Origin of the sequence: Thermobacillus xylanilyticus (genome assembly GCF_907165215.1) — a bacterium.
Taxonomy (GTDB): Bacteria; Bacillota; Bacilli; order Paenibacillales; family Paenibacillaceae; genus Thermobacillus; species Thermobacillus xylanilyticus.
The window spans coordinates 104,495-121,496 of the sequence record NZ_CAJRAY010000038.1 but is presented as its reverse complement, the minus strand read 5'-3'; the positions used below and the strand labels follow the sequence as shown (position 1 = coordinate 121,496).

General features: G+C 62.9%; 15 protein-coding genes. 14 read left to right on the top strand and 1 reads right to left on the bottom strand.

What is annotated here, in order from left to right; genetic code table 11:
* From KJQ12_RS08260 to KJQ12_RS08230, 7 genes are all read left to right on the top strand, one after another.
* On the top strand, positions 1 to 1,788 hold a 1,788-nt coding region (locus KJQ12_RS08260; RefSeq protein WP_213484238.1), incomplete at its 5' end, for an alpha/beta hydrolase family protein.
* Positions 1,789 to 1,840: 52 nt separating this feature from the next.
* The gene (locus KJQ12_RS08255; RefSeq protein WP_408646073.1) at positions 1,841 to 2,095 is read left to right on the top strand and encodes a DUF7667 family protein; all 255 of its coding nucleotides are present in this window, start codon (positions 1,841 to 1,843) and stop codon (positions 2,093 to 2,095) included.
* A gap of 134 nt (positions 2,096 to 2,229) precedes the next feature.
* On the top strand, positions 2,230 to 2,862 hold the full coding sequence (locus KJQ12_RS08250; protein ID WP_015254446.1) for a spore coat protein: 633 nt from the start codon (positions 2,230 to 2,232) through the stop codon (positions 2,860 to 2,862).
* 84 nt (positions 2,863 to 2,946) lie between these two features.
* On the top strand, positions 2,947 to 3,321 hold the full coding sequence (locus KJQ12_RS08245) for a hypothetical protein (protein ID WP_015254447.1): 375 nt from the start codon (positions 2,947 to 2,949) through the stop codon (positions 3,319 to 3,321).
* A gap of 62 nt (positions 3,322 to 3,383) precedes the next feature.
* Positions 3,384 to 4,136: an oxygen-insensitive NADPH nitroreductase gene (gene nfsA / locus KJQ12_RS08240; RefSeq protein WP_213484237.1), complete on the top strand. Its 753-nt coding sequence runs from the start codon at positions 3,384 to 3,386 to the stop codon at positions 4,134 to 4,136.
* 206 nt (positions 4,137 to 4,342) lie between these two features.
* Positions 4,343 to 6,703, top strand: coding sequence for an RNA polymerase recycling motor HelD (gene helD, locus KJQ12_RS08235; RefSeq protein ID WP_213484235.1), 2,361 nt, complete (start codon positions 4,343 to 4,345; stop codon positions 6,701 to 6,703).
* Positions 6,700 to 6,981: a DUF1294 domain-containing protein gene (locus KJQ12_RS08230; RefSeq protein WP_213484233.1), complete on the top strand. Its 282-nt coding sequence runs from the start codon at positions 6,700 to 6,702 to the stop codon at positions 6,979 to 6,981. Before helD ends, KJQ12_RS08230 begins: the two co-directional genes overlap by 4 nt.
* Positions 6,982 to 7,000: 19 nt before the next feature.
* On the opposite strand, the gene KJQ12_RS08225 is transcribed toward KJQ12_RS08230, so the two are convergent.
* Positions 7,001 to 8,212, bottom strand: coding sequence for an MFS transporter (locus KJQ12_RS08225; RefSeq protein ID WP_213484232.1), 1,212 nt, complete (start codon positions 8,210 to 8,212; stop codon positions 7,001 to 7,003).
* A 141-nt stretch (positions 8,213 to 8,353) separates the two neighbouring features.
* Between KJQ12_RS08225 and KJQ12_RS08220 the strand changes: the two genes are divergently transcribed.
* The 7 genes from KJQ12_RS08220 (at position 8,354) to KJQ12_RS08190 (ending at position 16,984) form a co-directional block, all read left to right on the top strand.
* On the top strand, positions 8,354 to 9,355 hold the full coding sequence (locus KJQ12_RS08220; protein ID WP_015254452.1) for a DUF4184 family protein: 1,002 nt from the start codon (positions 8,354 to 8,356) through the stop codon (positions 9,353 to 9,355).
* Between the two features lie 85 nt (positions 9,356 to 9,440).
* On the top strand, positions 9,441 to 10,244 hold the full coding sequence (locus tag KJQ12_RS08215; RefSeq protein WP_213484231.1) for an undecaprenyl-diphosphate phosphatase: 804 nt from the start codon (positions 9,441 to 9,443) through the stop codon (positions 10,242 to 10,244).
* Between the two features lie 66 nt (positions 10,245 to 10,310).
* A complete protein-coding gene (locus KJQ12_RS08210; RefSeq protein ID WP_015254454.1) occupies positions 10,311 to 10,622 on the top strand; it encodes a YbjQ family protein in 312 nt (103 codons plus the stop codon).
* Positions 10,623 to 10,755: 133 nt separating this feature from the next.
* Complete coding sequence (locus KJQ12_RS08205) at positions 10,756 to 13,158, top strand: acyltransferase (protein ID WP_213484230.1); 2,403 nt, start codon at positions 10,756 to 10,758, stop codon at positions 13,156 to 13,158.
* Positions 13,159 to 13,235: 77 nt separating this feature from the next.
* Complete coding sequence (locus tag KJQ12_RS08200) at positions 13,236 to 14,168, top strand: ABC transporter ATP-binding protein (protein ID WP_213484265.1); 933 nt, start codon at positions 13,236 to 13,238, stop codon at positions 14,166 to 14,168.
* Positions 14,165 to 15,106 (top strand): ABC transporter permease, encoded by a 942-nt coding sequence (locus KJQ12_RS08195; protein WP_213484229.1) that lies wholly within the window; start codon positions 14,165 to 14,167, stop codon positions 15,104 to 15,106. The genes KJQ12_RS08200 and KJQ12_RS08195 overlap by 4 nt, the downstream gene beginning before the upstream one ends.
* A gap of 117 nt (positions 15,107 to 15,223) precedes the next feature.
* Complete coding sequence (locus KJQ12_RS08190; RefSeq protein ID WP_213484227.1) at positions 15,224 to 16,984, top strand: hypothetical protein; 1,761 nt, start codon at positions 15,224 to 15,226, stop codon at positions 16,982 to 16,984.
* The last annotated feature ends 18 nt before the right edge of the window (positions 16,985 to 17,002 follow it).

The window sequence follows — 17,002 nt, the reverse complement described above, 5'->3', positions numbered from 1 at the left end:
TGTTCCGCGGCAGCGGCCGCCGCCGCCGTCGCGGCCGCCGTCGTGCTCACGGCCGGCATGCCGTTGGCGCCGGCCGGCGAACCGGTTCTGCTGACGGCGGATGACCGGATCGTCGAGATCGACGACGCAGCTTCCGTACGCGATCTTGAAGCCGGACCCGGGCCTTACGGGTTCACGCATTTCACCTATGGCAGCGGCACGGACCGGCACCGTGCCGAATATGGCGATGAAGCCGGCGTCATCACCCGGACGGTCAACGCCGCGTCCATCCACCCGAAATGGTCGCCGATCCGCTCCCGGTTCTGGGGATTCGGCACGGACCGGCTTCCGCTCAACGGCCGGGTGTGGATGCCGGAAGGGGACGGACCGTTTCCGCTGGTGCTGATCGTGCACGGCAACCATCTGATGGAGGATTTCTCGGACGAAGGTTACCGCTATCTTGGCGAACGGCTCGCGAGCCGCGGCTTCATCGCCGTGTCGGTGGATGAAAATTTTCTGAACTATTCCGTCTGGAGCGGTATTCCGAAGCCGGACATGAAGCTCAGAAGCTGGCTGCTCCTTCAGCATCTGCGCGAGATCGCCGAACTGAGCCGGACGCCGGGCAATCCGTTCGAAGGCCGCGTCGATCTCGGAAAGGTCGGCCTGATCGGCCATTCGCGGGGCGGGCAGGCGGCGGCCATGGCGGCTGACCATGCCCGCTGGTTCGCGGACGATCCGTCGCTGGAAGGCATCGGCGAGGAGATCCGGATCGTCTCGGTAGCCGCCATCGCGCCGACGGACATGCTGGTCGACCGGAAACAGGCGCAGCTGCGAAATGTCAACTACTTGACGATCCACGGCTCCCGGGACGCCGATCTGCAAAATTTCTACGGCGATCAGCAATATGTGCGGACGGCGCTGGACGGACGGGAAGATCTGTTCAAGGCGGAAATCTACCTCGAAGGCGCGAATCACGGTCAATTCAACACGACATGGGGGCGATTCGACCTCTCCATGCCCGGCGGCATGCTGCTCAACACCCGCGGCCTGATGGACGGCGAGGCGCAGCGCGAAGCGGCGGCAAGCTACATCGCGGCTTTCATGGAAGCGACGCTTGCCGGCCGAAGCGAGTACCGGCGCGTCTTCTCCGATCCGGACATCCGGCAGTCCTATGCTTCCGGTTCCGTCGTCTTCGTCCGGTACGAAGGCGGCGGCTACCAGGCGGTCAGCCGGTTCGAGCAATCGGGTGTCCGTTCGCTCCAGATCGGTGTCACGGCCGATGCGGAAGGCGTGAAGGAGTGGAAGCATGCGGCGGCGCTGAACCGCGACGGAAGGAGCAGGGGGTACAAAGGTCTCGTGCTGGCGTGGGATGACGAAGCGCGGTACAGGCTCTCTTTTGACAAGCGGTACTGGCTCATGGTCGGGCAGGAGGGGGCGGCCGCGATCGCGTTTTCCCTGGCGGATCTGTCCCATGAATTGCCCGAAAGCGGCGCCTATTCGGTCGAGATCGAGGTCGAGGGGGCAAGCGGCCTGTCCGCGCGGCTGCCGCTGGAGCGGTTCGGCACGCTGAAATCGCCGCCCCGCGTCACCTATACGATCCACCGGTTTTTGGAAAGGCGGTTCGAGAACGGGAAATTCAAAGCGGATGTCGAGCCGGTGTTCGAGACGTTCATCGTGTCGCTGGATGCGTTTGAGGAGGAGCGGCCGGGCCTCGCGAAAGACGGCATCCGTTCGGTCACGCTGCATATATCGGGCGGACCCGGAAAGCTCATGATGGATGATTTCGGTTTCTATCCGGACAGGCGTTGACTGCCTGTCCTTTTTTCGTGCGCAGGTTTCGCGGCAGGAGGGAACGGCCATAATGTTGACATGGAAAGGAGGGGGACGGATGCCGATCCTGCCCGTACATGAGCGCCTGGCCGAGCTGTGGGTGATCCGGAGCCGGCGTCCGCTGACGGAAGCCGAGGAGAAGGATCTGGAGCATTGCCTGGCGTTGAACGCTTCCTACTGCCGGCAGCTTGCCCACCTGAAAAATCTTTCGCTCCTGGCGGCCATGACGAACGATACGGAATGGCAGCACGAGATTTGCCGGCAGATCGAGAAGATGACGCGCTGATCGGCGGATCTCCGCGCGGACGTTTTCAGCCCGGAGGGAAATTTTGCGCGCATATCCGGAAAAGGGCCGGACATACTACATCTGGCCGGCCAAAACCGGCGACAAAAATTGATTCATCAAGGAGGCAGTACATAATGGCTGCGAATCTTGGCGCACACGAAGTGATGGAAATTCACGAAGTGCTGAACGGCACGGTCGATGCGATCAACCAGCTGCAGTTGCTGCGTCCGCGCGTGCGGGATCAGCGCCTGGCCCAAATTCTCGATCATCAACTGCAGTTCACCGTGACCGGCTACAACGCGATGGTGGACCTGCTGCATCGCCAGGGTGCGGGTCATGCGGCGCCTTACCGCGCGGTCAACAACGCGTTCCAGCCGACCTACGGCCTTGACCATCCGGGCACGGTCAGCCCGAACACGTCGCCCGACCAGCTCGACGACCGGGACATCGCCAGCATCGTGCTCGGACTGCACAAAGCGTCCGCGTCGAAGAAGATGCTCGCCGCGCTCGAATGCGCAAATCCGGACATCCGCCGCGCCATGCAGCAGGGTGCGATCAATTGCGCGGAGCAAGCGTATGAAATCTGGCAATACATGAACGAACAGGGTTATTACCAAGTGCCGACGATGAAAGATGTGACGACGCAGACGATGTCGAACATCTATCAGCCCGCCGGCACGCCGCAGAATGTGCCGACGAGCCCGAGCGGCGTGCAATGGCAACAGCAGCAGTCGCAGCCGCAGCAAATCCTGAACACGCTGCAATAAGAACGATTGTGGGAGAACGACCCGCTTGCCGGGTCGTTTTCGCGCATCGGCGGAATGGACACCGACAGAAAGGAGTTTCGGGCAATGGCGGAACGAAATGTGCTGGCCTATTTCAAGAGCGAGTCGGAAGCGGAAGCGGCGCTGGACCGGATGGCCCATCTGCGCATCAGCGACAGATCGATCCGGCGAATCGACCGGTATCCGGGCGGCGGGATGCACGACATCATGAATCCGATCAACGGGGATTTTCCCGGTCTCGGCTTCATGGTGCTCGGCAGCGACTTTACGAACAGCAGCGCGGGCATTCTCGCCGCCGCCGATGTCAGCGCCAGCGGCCTCAGCACGGGCGGACCGGACAACCGGGTAACCGGCCGGGACGTGCTGCTGACAGTCGTCGTTGACGAGCAGGATTATGAAGAGGCGGTTCGTATCGCCAAGGAAGGCGGCGCCATGGTCTAGGACGAAGCGGCGCTTTCGCCGGACCGCGGGATGGGATATGATGGTTCATGAGGTGAATTTTCATGCATGATGCCCGGTACGAATCAGCAGTGCTGGATCTGCTCATGAGCCATCGGTCGATCCGCGCGTTTCGGGACGAGCCCGTGCCGGCCGGGGCGCTGCGCGAAATTCTGCGGGCGGCACAGCAGGCTTCGACTTCGTCCAACATGCAGGCGTACAGCGTCATCCGCGTAACGGATCGGAATCTGAGGTCCGAACTGGCGGCCGTTGCCGGTCAGCAGCAATATGTGGTGACCTGTCCCGAATTTCTCGTCTGGTGCGCCGACATGGAGCGTCTCCGGATCGCGGCGGGACTTGAACCGTCCGACATGTCGTGCAATGCCGAAGCGTTTACGATCGCCGCGATCGATGCGGCGCTTGCCGCGCAGAACGCGGCGGTCGCCGCGGAATCGCTCGGCTTCGGCATCTGCTACATCGGCGCCATCCGGAACGACATTGCGAAGACTGCCGCATTGCTCGGCTTGCCGCCGCGCGTCGCGCCGCTCTTCGGCATGTGCATCGGGCGGCCGGACCAGGCGCCGCTCATGCGTCCGCGGCTGCCGGTCCAAGCGGTTCTGCACGAGAACCGGTACGACGCATCCGCATACGCCGACGCGGTCGCGGACTACGATAACGCGCATGCCGCTTATTTGAAGGAGCGCAGCGGCGGCCGCCAGTCCGCCGGATGGTCGGAGCAGATGCGGGAGAGGCTGACCCGGCCGCCCCGCAGAATCGGCCGATTTCTGAAGGAGCAGGGGTTCGAATTGACGGATTGAATGCGACGAAGGCCGGAAACAACAAAACCTCCCGTCCGCAAGGACGGGAGGTTGAATGTTTCGGGGTGATCTGATAAAATAAAAAAATGGAACTCTTGCTGAAATTGAGCAAAGTAGTTCTCATTATAATTATAACGGGTTAAACCGTTTGTGTCAACACTTTTTTATTTTCTCAAATTCGCAAGCGAGAGGAGTGTCGGATCAGGATGGACCAAGCGGATCCGCAGTGGAAGGAAGAGCAGGCTCGCGCAGACCGCGTCACCGAAAGCATCAAACGGACCATCGGCCGGCTGGAGAACGAGATCGGCGCCGTTCGGTCCGAGGCCCACGAAATCCGCAAACATTTCTGGGACGAGGTCACGGTCAACTTCAGCACGTTCGATGACATCCAGGAAACGTACTTCAGCATGAAGCAGCAGGCGGACCTGCTGGCGGAACGCGAACGGACCGAGCGGCACTCGGCCGAATATGTCGACAAGCTGAAGCGTCTCGCAGACTCGCCCTACTTCGGCCGCATCGATTTCCGCGAGCAGGGCGAGCGCAAGGCCGAATCGATTTATCTGGGGATCGCCTCCTACCGAGAAGAGGGAAGCGACGAGTTTCTCGTCTACGACTGGCGCGCGCCCGTCTCCAGCCTGTATTACGACTATCCGCCCGGGCCGGCCGAATACGAGACGCCTTCCGGCGTCGTCTCCGGCGAACTGGAACTGAAGCGACAATTCATCATCAAGGGCGGCCGGATCCGCTACATGTTCGACACCGGCGTGACGATCGGCGACGAATTGCTGCAGCAGGTGCTCAGCCGCACGTCGGATTCGGCGATGCGGAGCATCGTGGCGACGATCCAGCGCGAACAGAACCGGATCATCCGCAATGACCGGAGCCGCATGCTCATCGTCCAGGGAGCGGCCGGCAGCGGCAAGACGTCCGCCGCCCTGCAGCGGGTCGCGTATCTCCTCTACCGGTATCGCGGCACGCTCAGCTCAGACCAGATGGTGCTGTTCTCCCCGAACCCGATGTTCAACAGCTACGTCTCGTCCGTGCTGCCGGAACTCGGCGAAGCGAACATGATCCAGACGACGTTCCAGGACTATCTGGAGCTGCGCCTCGGCAAGCAGTTTCGGGTCGAGGATGCGTACGACCAGCTCGAATACGTCCTGACGCGCGAGGGCGACGCCTGCTACAAGACGCGGCTGGCCGCCATCCGCTTCAAGTCTTCTTCCGGTTATCTCGCCCTGATTCAGGCGTACCTCCGCAGTCTGGAAACGTCCGGCATGATGTTCCGCCCGGTCAAATTCAGGGGCCGGACGATCGTGTCCGCTTCCGCCATCGCCGAGAAATTTTACGGCCTGGACCGCTCGATCCGGCTGGCCAACCGGATCGAGCTCGTCAAGGAATGGCTGCTCGAGCAGGTGAAGGCGTTCGAACAGGCGCAGAAGTCCGAAGCCTGGGTGGAAGAAGAAATGCAGTACATGAACCGGACGGACTATCAGCGCGCCTATGCGAAACTGCGGGCGAAGCGGAGGCACCTGACGCGCGCCACCTTCGACGATGCCGAAGCAGAGCGGGATCTGCTGGCGGAGGCGATCGTAAACACCGAGCTGAAGCCGGTCCGCGCGCGCATCCGGGTGCTCCGGTTCGTCGACGCGAAGGGACTCTACCGCCGGCTTCACGCGGATCCGGATCTGGCGGCTTCGCTCGCGCAGGATGCGCCGCTGCCGGAGGAATGGCCGGCGATCGCCGAACTGACGGTGCGCATGATCGACGAGGGCCGGCTGCTGTACGAAGACGCGACGCCTTTTCTTTATTTGAACGAACGGTTGAAAGGGTTCCGTGTGAATACGAATGTCCGCCATGTCTTGATCGACGAAGTGCAGGATTACACGCCGTTCCAGCTCGAGTTTCTGAAATGGCTGTTCCCGCGCGCCCGCATGACGGCGCTCGGCGACATGAACCAGTCGATCCACGCGCAGGATTCGGTGCTGGAGGAAGGGGACCCGCTCACCCGTCTGTACGGTCCCGAGCAGACGGAATGGATCCGGCTCACCCGCAGCTACCGCTCGACGCGGGAAATCGTCGAGTTCACCCGCGCCATGATTGAAGGCGGAAGCGAGATCGAGCCGTTCAATCGGAGCGGCGAGAAGCCGTCCGTCCTGATCGTCCACGACAAGGAGACGCTGCACCGGCGCATCGGGGAATCGCTGGAGCGGTTCATGCGGGAAGGGTACGAATCCGCGGCCGTCATCTGCCGCACCGCCGCCGAGAGCGAAGAAGCGTACGCGGCACTGGCGGACAAACTGCCGGTCCGCCTTGTGACGAAACATACGCCGCAGTTCGAGAAAGGCATCTGCGTCATTCCGGCGTATCTGGCCAAAGGCGTCGAATTCGACGCGGTGCTGATCTACAACGCCTCCGAGGATGTGTATGCGCGGGAGAGCGAGCGGCGGTTGTTCTACACGGCGTGCACGCGGGCGATGCACGCGCTGCATGTCTTCGCCGTCGGCCGGCCGTGCCGGTTCCTTGCGGAAGTGCCGGCGGAGACGTACCGGCTGGAGCAGTTCGTATGACGGAAGCCGCCGTCTGGCTGTCCGCGTACGTCGCGGTAATGAGCATCGCGCTCATGGGGATGATGGGTGCGGACAAACGCCGCGCCCGGCTGGGCCGCCGTCGGATTTCCGAACGGCGGCTGCTTTTGTGGGCGCTGCTCGGCGGCGCCGCGGGAGGATGGATCGGGATGCGCCTGTTCCGCCACAAGACGAAGCACCGGATGTTCGCGGTCGGCCTGCCGGTCATGACCGTGCTGCATGCCGTCTTGCTTGCCGCGGCCTTTCGGATGGCGGGCTGAAGAAGACCGGTCTGCGGCATCAGTCCGTCCGTTTCCGCCACAGGAAGGACAGGACCGCGGCGATGAAGGCGAACGCGGCGCCGCAGTAAAACCCGCTGTCGATGCCGTACCAGTCGTTCAGGAAGCCCGCGAGATAGGGGCCTCCGAACATGCCTGCCGAGTACACGGCCTGATAGAAGCCCATCGCGGTCGCGCGCTTCGGTCCCGGCACGTCCTGGATGGCCGCCCCGAGCAGGAGGGGCAGGTACAGCCCCTGGGCCAGTCCGTTCAGCGCCTGCGTCGCCATCAGCACCGGCAGCGACGGCGTCCATGCGATGGCCGCGGTGCATGCGCCGCTCAGCACGAATCCGAGGATCAGCGTATTCCAGACGCCGATGTTCGGCGCGACCCATTTCCCGCTGTACAGCGACGCGAAGGCGTGCGGGATCATGAACGCGAAGACGATCCAGGTCAGTTCGGCGTTCGAGGCGTTCAGATCGTTCACGGCCTTGAGCGGCGTGAAACCGAACATCGTGATGAACAGCACGCAGTGGCCGAGTATGGAAAGCAGCGACACCTTGATCAGCATCGGTTCGCGCACGACGGCGCCGACATCGGCGAACGTCATCGGCGTGCGGGCGACGCCGCCTTTCGGCTCCCGAATGAAGCAGGCGGCGATAAGTCCGATGGCGGCGATGGCCGCGCCTGCGATGAAGGGCGCGTTCCAGTCGGCAACATCCGCCAGCCATCCGCTGAAGCCCATGCCGATGAGCTGACCGGCCACGATCATGAAGCTGATGTTGCTCATCGCCCGGACGGCGCGGTCCTCGGCGTAGTAGCCGGCGTAGAGCACCGTGAACGCCACCCATGTCGAGGCGCAGATGCCGGACACCGCCCGCCCGGCCAGCGTCCACAGCCACGAATCCGGAAGCAGGAACAGCAGGCAGCTGAGGGCGCCGCTCGCCATCCCGAGCAGGATGAACGGCTTGCGCCGCCGAAGCCGGTCGGACCAGATGCCGAGCGGGAACCGGCACAGGAGCTGAACGAAGCCGTAGCTGCCCAGCACCAGTCCGATTGCCTGCAGGCTCAGGCCCCGATACTCGAGGTACGGGGTCAGAATCGGGACATAGATGTACATGGTCGTCCAGTATAATAAGGTGACGGCGACGAACAGGACATGATCCGCCTGCCGGGCCGCAATCAGCGGTTGTCCCGCTTGAATGGTTTCCGTTTTTGCGATTTGAGGCTGCATATTTCACGTCTCCCGGAGATGTCCTGTGGTATGATGCGTTCCCTATCCACTCTACTCCCGTTTGCTTCCATTGTCACTAGAAAAAAATGATCGGACGCGCTATGATGAAACGGTACGCTGAAACGGAAAGGACGAATCGCCATGCCGCATACGTTCGCCCATCCGTTCTTCGCGGCGCCGCTCAAGCGGCTGATGCCGCACACATTGCGCACATCGGGGCTGGTGCTCGGCAGCATGGCGCCGGACTTCGAATATTTCGCCGCGATGGAGCCGTACCGGACGATCGGCCATACGTTTGCGGGATTCTTCTTCATCCATCTGCCGTTGTGCTCGGCCGCCGCGCTCGTCATGGGGCGGCTGCTGCTGCCGACCTTGCCGCTTTTGCTGCCGTCCTGCGGCGGGCTTGACCGGTTCGCCGAACGGCTGTCGATGCGGCCGCTGCGGACGGCAGGCGATTGGCTGGCGTTCATCGCGTCGCTATTCATCGGGTTTCTGACCCATCTGTTCATGGACGGCTGGACGCATGGCCATACGGTCTTCACCAACCGGTTCGCGTGGCTGCATGCGCCGGGCATCGGCCGGTTCGTCGTCTATGAGTCGCTGCAATTCGTCCTCTCCGCCCTTGGTGCCGCCGCGATCGCGCTGTATGTGTTCTTGCGCTGGCGCGCTTTCCGGTCGGCGGAATCCGGCGGAAGCCGATCGCCCGCGCATCCGCCGGCCGACAAGCGCCGTTTCCGTCTGATCGCCGCCGTGGTCATGGCCGTCGTGCTGGCGGCGAAGGTCGTGATCGATCCGCCCGTTAATCTGCCCGGCGCAATCAATGTGGCCCCGTTCACGGCGCTCGTCACGGGCTGGATGATTGCGGCGCTGACGCGCCATCGCCCGGGAGCGGCATGGACGGCGCTGGCGGCTCTGCTGATCGTCATGGCCGGATACAACCTGGCCGAGGCGGTATTGCCGAAGCTGCTCGATATGGCATCCGCCGGGCGGATGCGCGAGCCGGCGCTGACGGCCTGCTGGATTGCTTCATTGTGGTGCGTCAGTCTGATCGCCGCGGGATGCGCGGCCGCCGCACGCTCCTCGCCGCCGGGCAGTGGCGGCGTGAAGCCGGGCGTTCCGCGGGACTGGACCTCGGCCGGTTGACCGGCGCATGCGGGCGGTATAGAGTGGACAAGGCGGGGTGCGTTTTCGCAGATAAGATTGGAACAACGTCAGGAGTGTGTGAAGATTGGAAGATCTGTTCAAAGTCATCATTCTCGGAATCGTCGAAGGCCTGACGGAATTTCTGCCCGTATCGTCGACCGGACACATGATTCTGGCGGGGAATCTGCTCGGGTATGAAGGCGGGTCGGCGGACACGTTCAAGATTGTCGTCCAGCTCGGCGCCGTATTGGCGGTATTCGTGCTCTATTTTCGCCGTTATATGGATATTCTAAAGGATATGGTCCGCCTGAAGCTGAACGTGCCGAACAAACTGAACGTCATCCACATGATTCTGGCCATGCTGCCCGCACTCATCGTGTATCTGCTGTTCAAGGATCTTATCAAGAACGTTCTGTTCGGCCCCGGTCCGGTGCTGATCAGCCTTGTCGCGGGCGGGATCCTGATGATCGCGGCGGAGCTGGCAAAGCGCAGGGTGACGAGCGAAAATACCGACGACATTACATACAAGCAAGCGCTCGGCATCGGCATCTTCCAATGTCTCGCGCTCTGGCCGGGCTTCTCCCGCTCGGGTTCGACCATCTCGGGCGGCATGCTGCTCGGCACGAGCCGGAAGGCGGCGGCGGATTTCACCTTCATCATCTCCGTGCCGGTCATGTTCGGCGCCACCGTGCTCGACCTGTACGACAGCCGCGACCTGCTGACGAAGGACGATTTCGTGCTGTTTCTGATCGGCGGCGCCGCGTCGTTCATCGTCGCGATGCTGGCCGTCGTGACATTCCTGAACCTGATCAAGCGGCTGAGGCTGACCTGGTTCGCGTTGTACCGTTTCGTCGTTGCGGGGCTATTCTATTGGCTGGTGATGTCGTGACTTCCCTGAAACGGCGCGCCCGCTGATCCGTATAGGAGAGCAAAACCGTTTGAGGAGATGAAGCCCGTGTATCTTTCGACCACCCCTACGCTTGAAGGCAGACCGATTCTGGATTACATCGGCATCGTCACCGGTGAAGCGATCATGGGCGCGAACATCGTGCGCGACTTCCTCGCATCGATCACCGACGTCGTGGGGGGACGTTCCGGCGCCTACGAGAACAAGCTCAAGGATGCCCGCGACATCGCGATCGGCGAGATGGTCGAGCAGGCGCGGCGGATGGGCGCGAACGCCATCGTCGGCATCGACATCGACTACGAAGTGGTGCGGGAAGGCATGCTGATGGTCGCCGTGAGCGGCACGGCGGTCCGCGTGTAAGACATCATGAGACCACAATTCGGCTTGCAGCTCCGACGTCGTTCGGAGCTGTCTTGCATTAGTGCAACTTTAAATCCCGCCACGGCGTCAAATATAAAACAGATTCAGACTGCGTACGGGGGGTAGACCTCACTTGGCAGACGTTCTCGGCCGATGGATCAAGGTTTGGCTGCCTGCCGCATTGGCCGCGCTGCTGGCATTGCTGCTGCTGTGGCCCGATCAGCCGGCCGCCGCAGCGGAGACGGAGGCCGGCATCGAGATGCGGTGGGAACTCGGTTTTCAGTCCGTCTATAAAGAGGGGAAATATACGCGGCTCAGACTGACGCTCACGAACCGCACGGGCCGCGATTTGCGCGGCGATGTCGTGTTCGCGTATGACGACGGGTTTCCGAAGGAGATCGCCGTTCCCGCCGAATTGCCCGCGGACACGCCGATGATCGTCGAGATGACCGTGCCGGGCATGGTGTACAACAAGGACAACAACCGAATCCGGTTCGATGAAGGCGGAGCGGGGTCCGGACGGCAGGTTCCGGTTGTGTCCGGCCAACCTTACCTGCAGGGTTCGGGCGACAATTCGACAACTGTCGGCGTCGTGGCGCGCGACCCGGATACGATGAATGTTCTCGCGCTGCTCATGACGCGCGGCTACAACTTCCGGACGATCGTGCTGAAGGAGGACGATCTGCCGGCGGATTCGCTGCAGCTCGGCGCACTGGACATGCTGGTGCTCAACGACGTGCCGACCGGAAACTGGCCGCAGGAACGGATTGACGCGATCCGGGGCTGGGTGATCCGCGGCGGCCGGCTGGTCGTATCCGGCGGAGCCGGCTATGCGAAGACCGCCGCCGCGTTCGCTGATCTTGTGCCCGTCGCGCCCGGCGGAACGGCCGAGCTCGAGTCGGCCCGGATCCTGGAAGCGATCGGCGAAGAGTCGCTGCCGGCCGGAATGCCGATGACGGTATCGACCGGGGATCTGCAAGCCGGCATCGTCACACTGGCGGACGGCGTTCCTATTTCAGCTGTCCGCGCGTACGGGTCGGGCAGCGTCCTGTATGTGGCGTTCGACCCGTCTGTCGAGCCGCTTGCGAGCTGGGAAGGAGGCCTCAAGCTGTGGGAACGGATGCTGACCGGCATCGGGCTGTATCCGGTCATGACAGGTGTGCGTTACGGGTACAGCTACGATTTCTGGCATTATGATTCGATTCTGAGCTACTTTCCTTCCCTGAAGCCGCCGAAAATCGGCCATTTGTCGCTCTTCTTCATCATCTATGTGCTGCTTGCAGCGCCGATCCTGTACCTGCTGTTGAAAAAATTCGACCGCCGCGAATGGATGTGGTGGCTCATTCCCGTACTGTCCGTGATCTGCAGCGTCGTCATCTTCACTGTCGGTTCCGCGGACAAGCGGACCGTTAAAGCGCACAGCGTCCGCGCCGTGCAACTTTCGGGCGACGGTTGGGCGGACCGGTCCGCGGGTGCGGCCGTGTTCGTGCCGTCCGGCGGAAAGGTCGGCGTATCATTCGAGGGAGCCGACTTTGCGGTTCCGCTGCGGGATGAAGATCTCGTGCAGAGCGGCGTCTCCGGACTCTCGGGCGGCAAGCTCACCCGGATGACCGACGGGGGCGCGGCGGCCGAATGGCGGGACGTGCCGTACTGGTCCATCCGCAAGGCATGGGTTCATTTCGGCGCTTCGCCCGGGTACGGCCAATTCGACACGGCGATCGCGTATAACGGCAGCTACCTCGATATTGAAGTGACGAATCAAACCGCGGCCGATCTGAAGCATGTCAGCGTGCTGATGAACGGCGCGGCCTATCGCATCGGCGACCTGGCGCGCGGAGAATCGGGCACGGTCAATATCCCGTACGCCGGCGGCCCGTCGATTGTTGCCGGTATCGGTTACGCATCGTACGGCAGTCTGCTGTTCCCTTATCCAAGCGGGAAAGATTCTTATGCCCGCGAGCGCGGCTTGCTGGACGCTTATTTGAATGAAAGCCGAAACGCCAAGATCAACGGGGCGGTGGACGGGGAAGTTCCGCTGATCGTCGGATTCAGCTCCGACGGCGAAGGCTGGTTCGAAGTGAACGGTTCGGCGGTGCCGTCCGACAACGTGACGCTGTGGGCGCAGCCCCTGGACTTGACGGTTGCCGACGTCGAAGGCGGCGTACCCGGCATCGTGCAGCCCGTGATTACCCGGAACGCCATGCTAGAATTCGGCAATATCCATGACGATCTTCTGGAAATGGCCGACGGGACGCTCAACTTCGAATATCCGCTGCCCTGGCGGGATGAGCCGTACCATTCCTTCATCATCCGTCAGCATGAACCGATGGCGTTCAACAAAGCGACGCTGTCCGTGTGGAACGATGCGTCCGGCGAATGGGAGCCGGTCCAGATGAATGCCGATTCGTACATGCTGCCCGGACCGGCGGAATCGTACGTGACGGATCAGCATACGGTGCGGATGCAGCTTGAGGCGAGCGGCAGAATCCGTTATCGTCTGCCTGTTCTGGAACTGGGAGGAGGGACGGCCGAATGACGGAGCGAACCGAACAAGCTGCGCTGCCGGCGGAAAACTCGCGGCAGGCGGATTCCGCCGGCGGTTCCGACCGGCTCATGGTCGAGATCCGGGGACTCACGAAACGGTTCGGCAATTTTCAGGCGCTCAAGTCGATTGACCTGACGATCCGGCGCGGGACCGTGTTCGGATTCATCGGACCGAACGGCGCCGGCAAGTCGACGACGATGGCGATTCTGGCGACGCTGCTTGCGCCGGACGACGGCATCGTCCGGGTGGACGGCATCGACGTGACCGAAGATCCGAAGGAAGTGCGCCGGCGAATCGGATATATGCCGGACTTCTTCGGCGTCTACGATCAATTCCGGACGACGGAATATCTGCATTTCTACGGCGCGAGCTGCGGCATTCCGCGGGCGGAGCGCGAAGCGCTCATCCCGCAGCTTCTCGAACTCGTCAACCTGTCAGACAAGAAGGATGCCTATGTCGACACGCTGTCCCGCGGCATGAAACAGCGGCTCTGCCTGGCGCGCTGCCTCGTTCATGACCCGGACCTGCTCATCCTTGACGAGCCGGCATCCGGTCTCGATCCCCGCGCAAGGATTGAAATGCGGGAGATTATGAAAGAACTGAAAGCGATGGGCAAGACCATCATCATCTCCTCCCATATCCTGCCCGAACTGGCGGAGATGGTGGATGAGATCGGCGTCATCGAACAGGGGAGAATGATCGCCCAGGGCAGCGTCGCCGAGATTCAACACCGGCTGCAGGCGGGGCGCATCCTCGAACTTCGGCTGGCCGGAGGAGCGGAAGAAGCGGTCGTCCTGCTGGAAGGCGAGCCGCATGTGGGACGTGTCATGCGGGACGGGCAGCTCGTAAGATTCCAATTTGCCGGCGGCGACGAAGAACAGGCGGAACTGCTCGTCCGGCTCGTCGAACGCGGCGTCCGGCCGATCGCTTTCAGCGAGGCGCAGACGAATCTGGAAGACGTCTTCCTCGAAATGACCAAAGGAATCGGGGTGAAGACATGAGCGGACAGTCGGCTGCCAAGCGCCGGTTGCCGGACTTGCGGACGAGGCTCATCAATCCGGTGCTCGGCAAGGAATTCACGCTCCGCATGCGGACGCCTCGTTCCATGTGGGCGCTGCTGTTCTATCTGACGGCCATCGGCATTCTGGCGTTCGGGTTTATGTACATTTTCCGCATGGATTACGGGCTCGGAGCGGCGTCTTTCGATCCCGGCCGGAGCCGGACGATGTTCCTGTTCATCAGCCTCGCGCAGCTCGGATTGATCGCGTTCATGACGCCCGGGCTTACCGCCGGCGTCGTCAGCAGCGAACGGGAGAAACAGACGCTGAATCTGCTGCTTACAACGCAGCAGAGCTCGACGAGCATCATCTTGAGCAAACTGGTTTCCTCGCTCAGTTTCATGACCTTGCTTGTCATTTCGACCATGCCGATATTCAGCATCGTCTTCCTGTACGGCGGCATTTCGCCGGGACAGGTCGGGACGGTGTTCGCTTTCTATCTGTTCACAATGCTGGCGTTCGGGTCGTTCGGCGTCCTGTTCTCCACATGGATGAAACGCACGATGCTGTCCGTCATCACATCGTACGGTTTGACGCTGTTCATGTACGGCGGCACCGCGTTCCTGTACCTGATCCTGCATCTGATGATCGACAGCATGACTTCGGGTCAACCGAATCCGCCCGGCTATTCCAACTGGCTCGGCTTCTTGATGGGACTGAATCCGGCGGCAGCGCTCGTCAGCATCTTTGAACCCGAGCTGTCGCGCAGCGTATTTCGCGGCGGTTGGTTCGGCCCGTCGTCTGCCGAAGCCCCGATCGAGCTGTGGCAGGAATATTTCATCGTCTACTCGATTCTGACCGTCATCGCGATTCCGCTCAGCATCCGGCACATCCGACCCGTGCTGAAACGGAAACGGAAGAAGGCGGCGGGCCGAGGCTGATTGCCATCCGCACAGACAACCACATGAAATGTTAATGTGCTTGATTATTAATGGTATTAAATAATAGCGCAGGTCCATCCCGGAATCCATTCCTGCCGGACCGGAAGGAGGGGGAGCATGTCCCGATCAACGCATCAACCGCAGCTTCTGCAATTGCTGAAACCGGTGCGCCGGCGCCTCATGGCTGTCCGGCTCGTGCGGCGCGCAGCAGCCGGGCTTCTGGCCGGGAGCTGCGCGGGGGTGCTGCTGCTTGCGGCGGCCCGCTTTCTGCCGATCGCGGACGCGCCGATCATCGCGGCGGCGCTCGCCGCCCTGGGGATCGCCGCCGGTGCGGCGGCTTCCTTCCGGCCTCGCATCGACGAACGCGCGGCGGCCCGCGAGATGGATCGCGCCGGCACCCGCGATGCCGTCGTCACGGCGCTCGACCTGCTGCACCTGAATACGCCGATCGCGCGCCTGCAGCGCGCCGACGCCGAAGCGGCGGCAGCCCGTTTCGCGTCCGGGCTGAGCGAACGGATTCCGTGGCCGCGCGGACGGGAGCGGCGGCGATACCTGCTTGGTCTTGCCGCCGTCTGGTGTGCCGCGGTGATTCTGCTGCTCCTGCCGAACCCGATGGATGAGCGGCTGTCCGCCCGCGCGGCGCTGAGCGGCGAGATCGTCAGCGTCGAACAGGCGTTGGACGAACTTGGGCAATCCGGCGGCCTGTCGGAACAAGAGCGCAAGGCATTGACCGAGCCGTTGAACCGGCTGCGGGAGCAGACGCTGCGGACGGAGCCGGACGCGCTACGCGCCCAATGGGAGGCAGCCGAGCGGGAGATTGCGCGTCTCGCCGCCGAACTGAAGCAGGAGTTGCAGGCGACTCGCGCTTTGGCGCAAGAACTGCAGCGGACACCCGAATTCGGTGAACTCGGACAGGCGTTGGAACGCGGCGACAGGCGCGGGGTGGCCGAAGCGGCTGAGCGCCTGGGAAGCTCGTTTGCGCGGCTCGGACCCGAACAGCGGAAAGCGCTTGCGGATAGGCTGCGGGAACTCGCCGGCCAGTCGCCGGAAGCCGGAGAAGATGCGCTGCGTGAAGCGCTTGAACGCGCTGCGGACGCTCTGGAAAACGGCGAGCCGGAAGCCGCAGCGGAAGCGATCGGACAGGCGATGGAAGGCGCGTTGTCCGCGGAGATGCTGCAAGCATTGGCCGAGCAGGCGGCATCCGCGCTGGCGGCGGCCGGTTCGCGGCTTGGTCTGGATGCCGCGGGGAGTTCGGGCAGCAGCGGCTGGGACGGCATCGCGGATGCCGGCGCAGACGGCGGCGGTGGAGGAACGGATTCACCGGACGGCGGGCAGCCGGGTTCGGAGGGATCGCAGCCAGGCAGCGGTCAATCCGGCGGCGGGTCGGGACAAAACGGTTCTTCCGGCGGCTCTGCGGGCGGCGGATCCGAAGGCTCCGGTTCGGAAAGCCCGTCCGGCGGCGGTTCGGGCGGAAGCGGCACGGGAAGTTCTGACGGCAAAGGTTCGGGAAGCTCTGCCGGAAGCGGCGCTGGAGGCGGACCGGGAAACGGCGCCGGGCGCGGCTCCGGCATCGGCAATGGCCGGGGCAGCGGTACCGGCGGCGGAGCCGGTCTTGGCAGCGGCGGACGGAAGCTCGTCACGACGCCCCGCATCCACGAGGGAGAAGGCGACGTGACGACCGACGGCGGCCCCGCGTCCGGCGGCGCCGTAACCGAAGGCGGCAGCTCGCCGGTCGTCGACGGCGGCGTTCGCAGTTACGAAGAAGTGTACGCGTCCTACGAAGCGGACGCCCGTCGCGCATTGTCGGCCGGCACGCTGCCGCCTTCGCTGAAGGAGCGCGTCAAGAACTATTTCGATGAGATACAGCCGGATCGGTGAACGATTCGGAACGGGAGG

What these genes read in the sequence shown, in the direction of transcription:
- nfsA (WP_213484237.1), top strand. Translation starts at nt 3,384, where the DNA reads ATGCATGATGCCCGGTACGAATCAGCAGTGCTGGATCTGCTCATGAGC.
- KJQ12_RS08230 (WP_213484233.1), top strand. Translation starts at nt 6,700, where the DNA reads ATGACGGAAGCCGCCGTCTGGCTGTCCGCGTACGTCGCGGTAATGAGC.
- KJQ12_RS08250 (WP_015254446.1), top strand. Translation starts at nt 2,230, where the DNA reads ATGGCTGCGAATCTTGGCGCACACGAAGTGATGGAAATTCACGAAGTG.
- KJQ12_RS08200 (WP_213484265.1), top strand. Translation starts at nt 13,236, where the DNA reads ATGGTCGAGATCCGGGGACTCACGAAACGGTTCGGCAATTTTCAGGCG.
- KJQ12_RS08245 (WP_015254447.1), top strand. Translation starts at nt 2,947, where the DNA reads ATGGCGGAACGAAATGTGCTGGCCTATTTCAAGAGCGAGTCGGAAGCG.
- KJQ12_RS08225 (WP_213484232.1), bottom strand. Translation starts at nt 8,212, where the DNA reads ATGCAGCCTCAAATCGCAAAAACGGAAACCATTCAAGCGGGACAACCG.
- KJQ12_RS08190 (WP_213484227.1), top strand. Translation starts at nt 15,224, where the DNA reads ATGTCCCGATCAACGCATCAACCGCAGCTTCTGCAATTGCTGAAACCG.
- KJQ12_RS08220 (WP_015254452.1), top strand. Translation starts at nt 8,354, where the DNA reads ATGCCGCATACGTTCGCCCATCCGTTCTTCGCGGCGCCGCTCAAGCGG.
- helD (WP_213484235.1), top strand. Translation starts at nt 4,343, where the DNA reads ATGGACCAAGCGGATCCGCAGTGGAAGGAAGAGCAGGCTCGCGCAGAC.
- KJQ12_RS08255 (WP_408646073.1), top strand. Translation starts at nt 1,841, where the DNA reads ATGTTGACATGGAAAGGAGGGGGACGGATGCCGATCCTGCCCGTACAT.
- KJQ12_RS08195 (WP_213484229.1), top strand. Translation starts at nt 14,165, where the DNA reads ATGAGCGGACAGTCGGCTGCCAAGCGCCGGTTGCCGGACTTGCGGACG.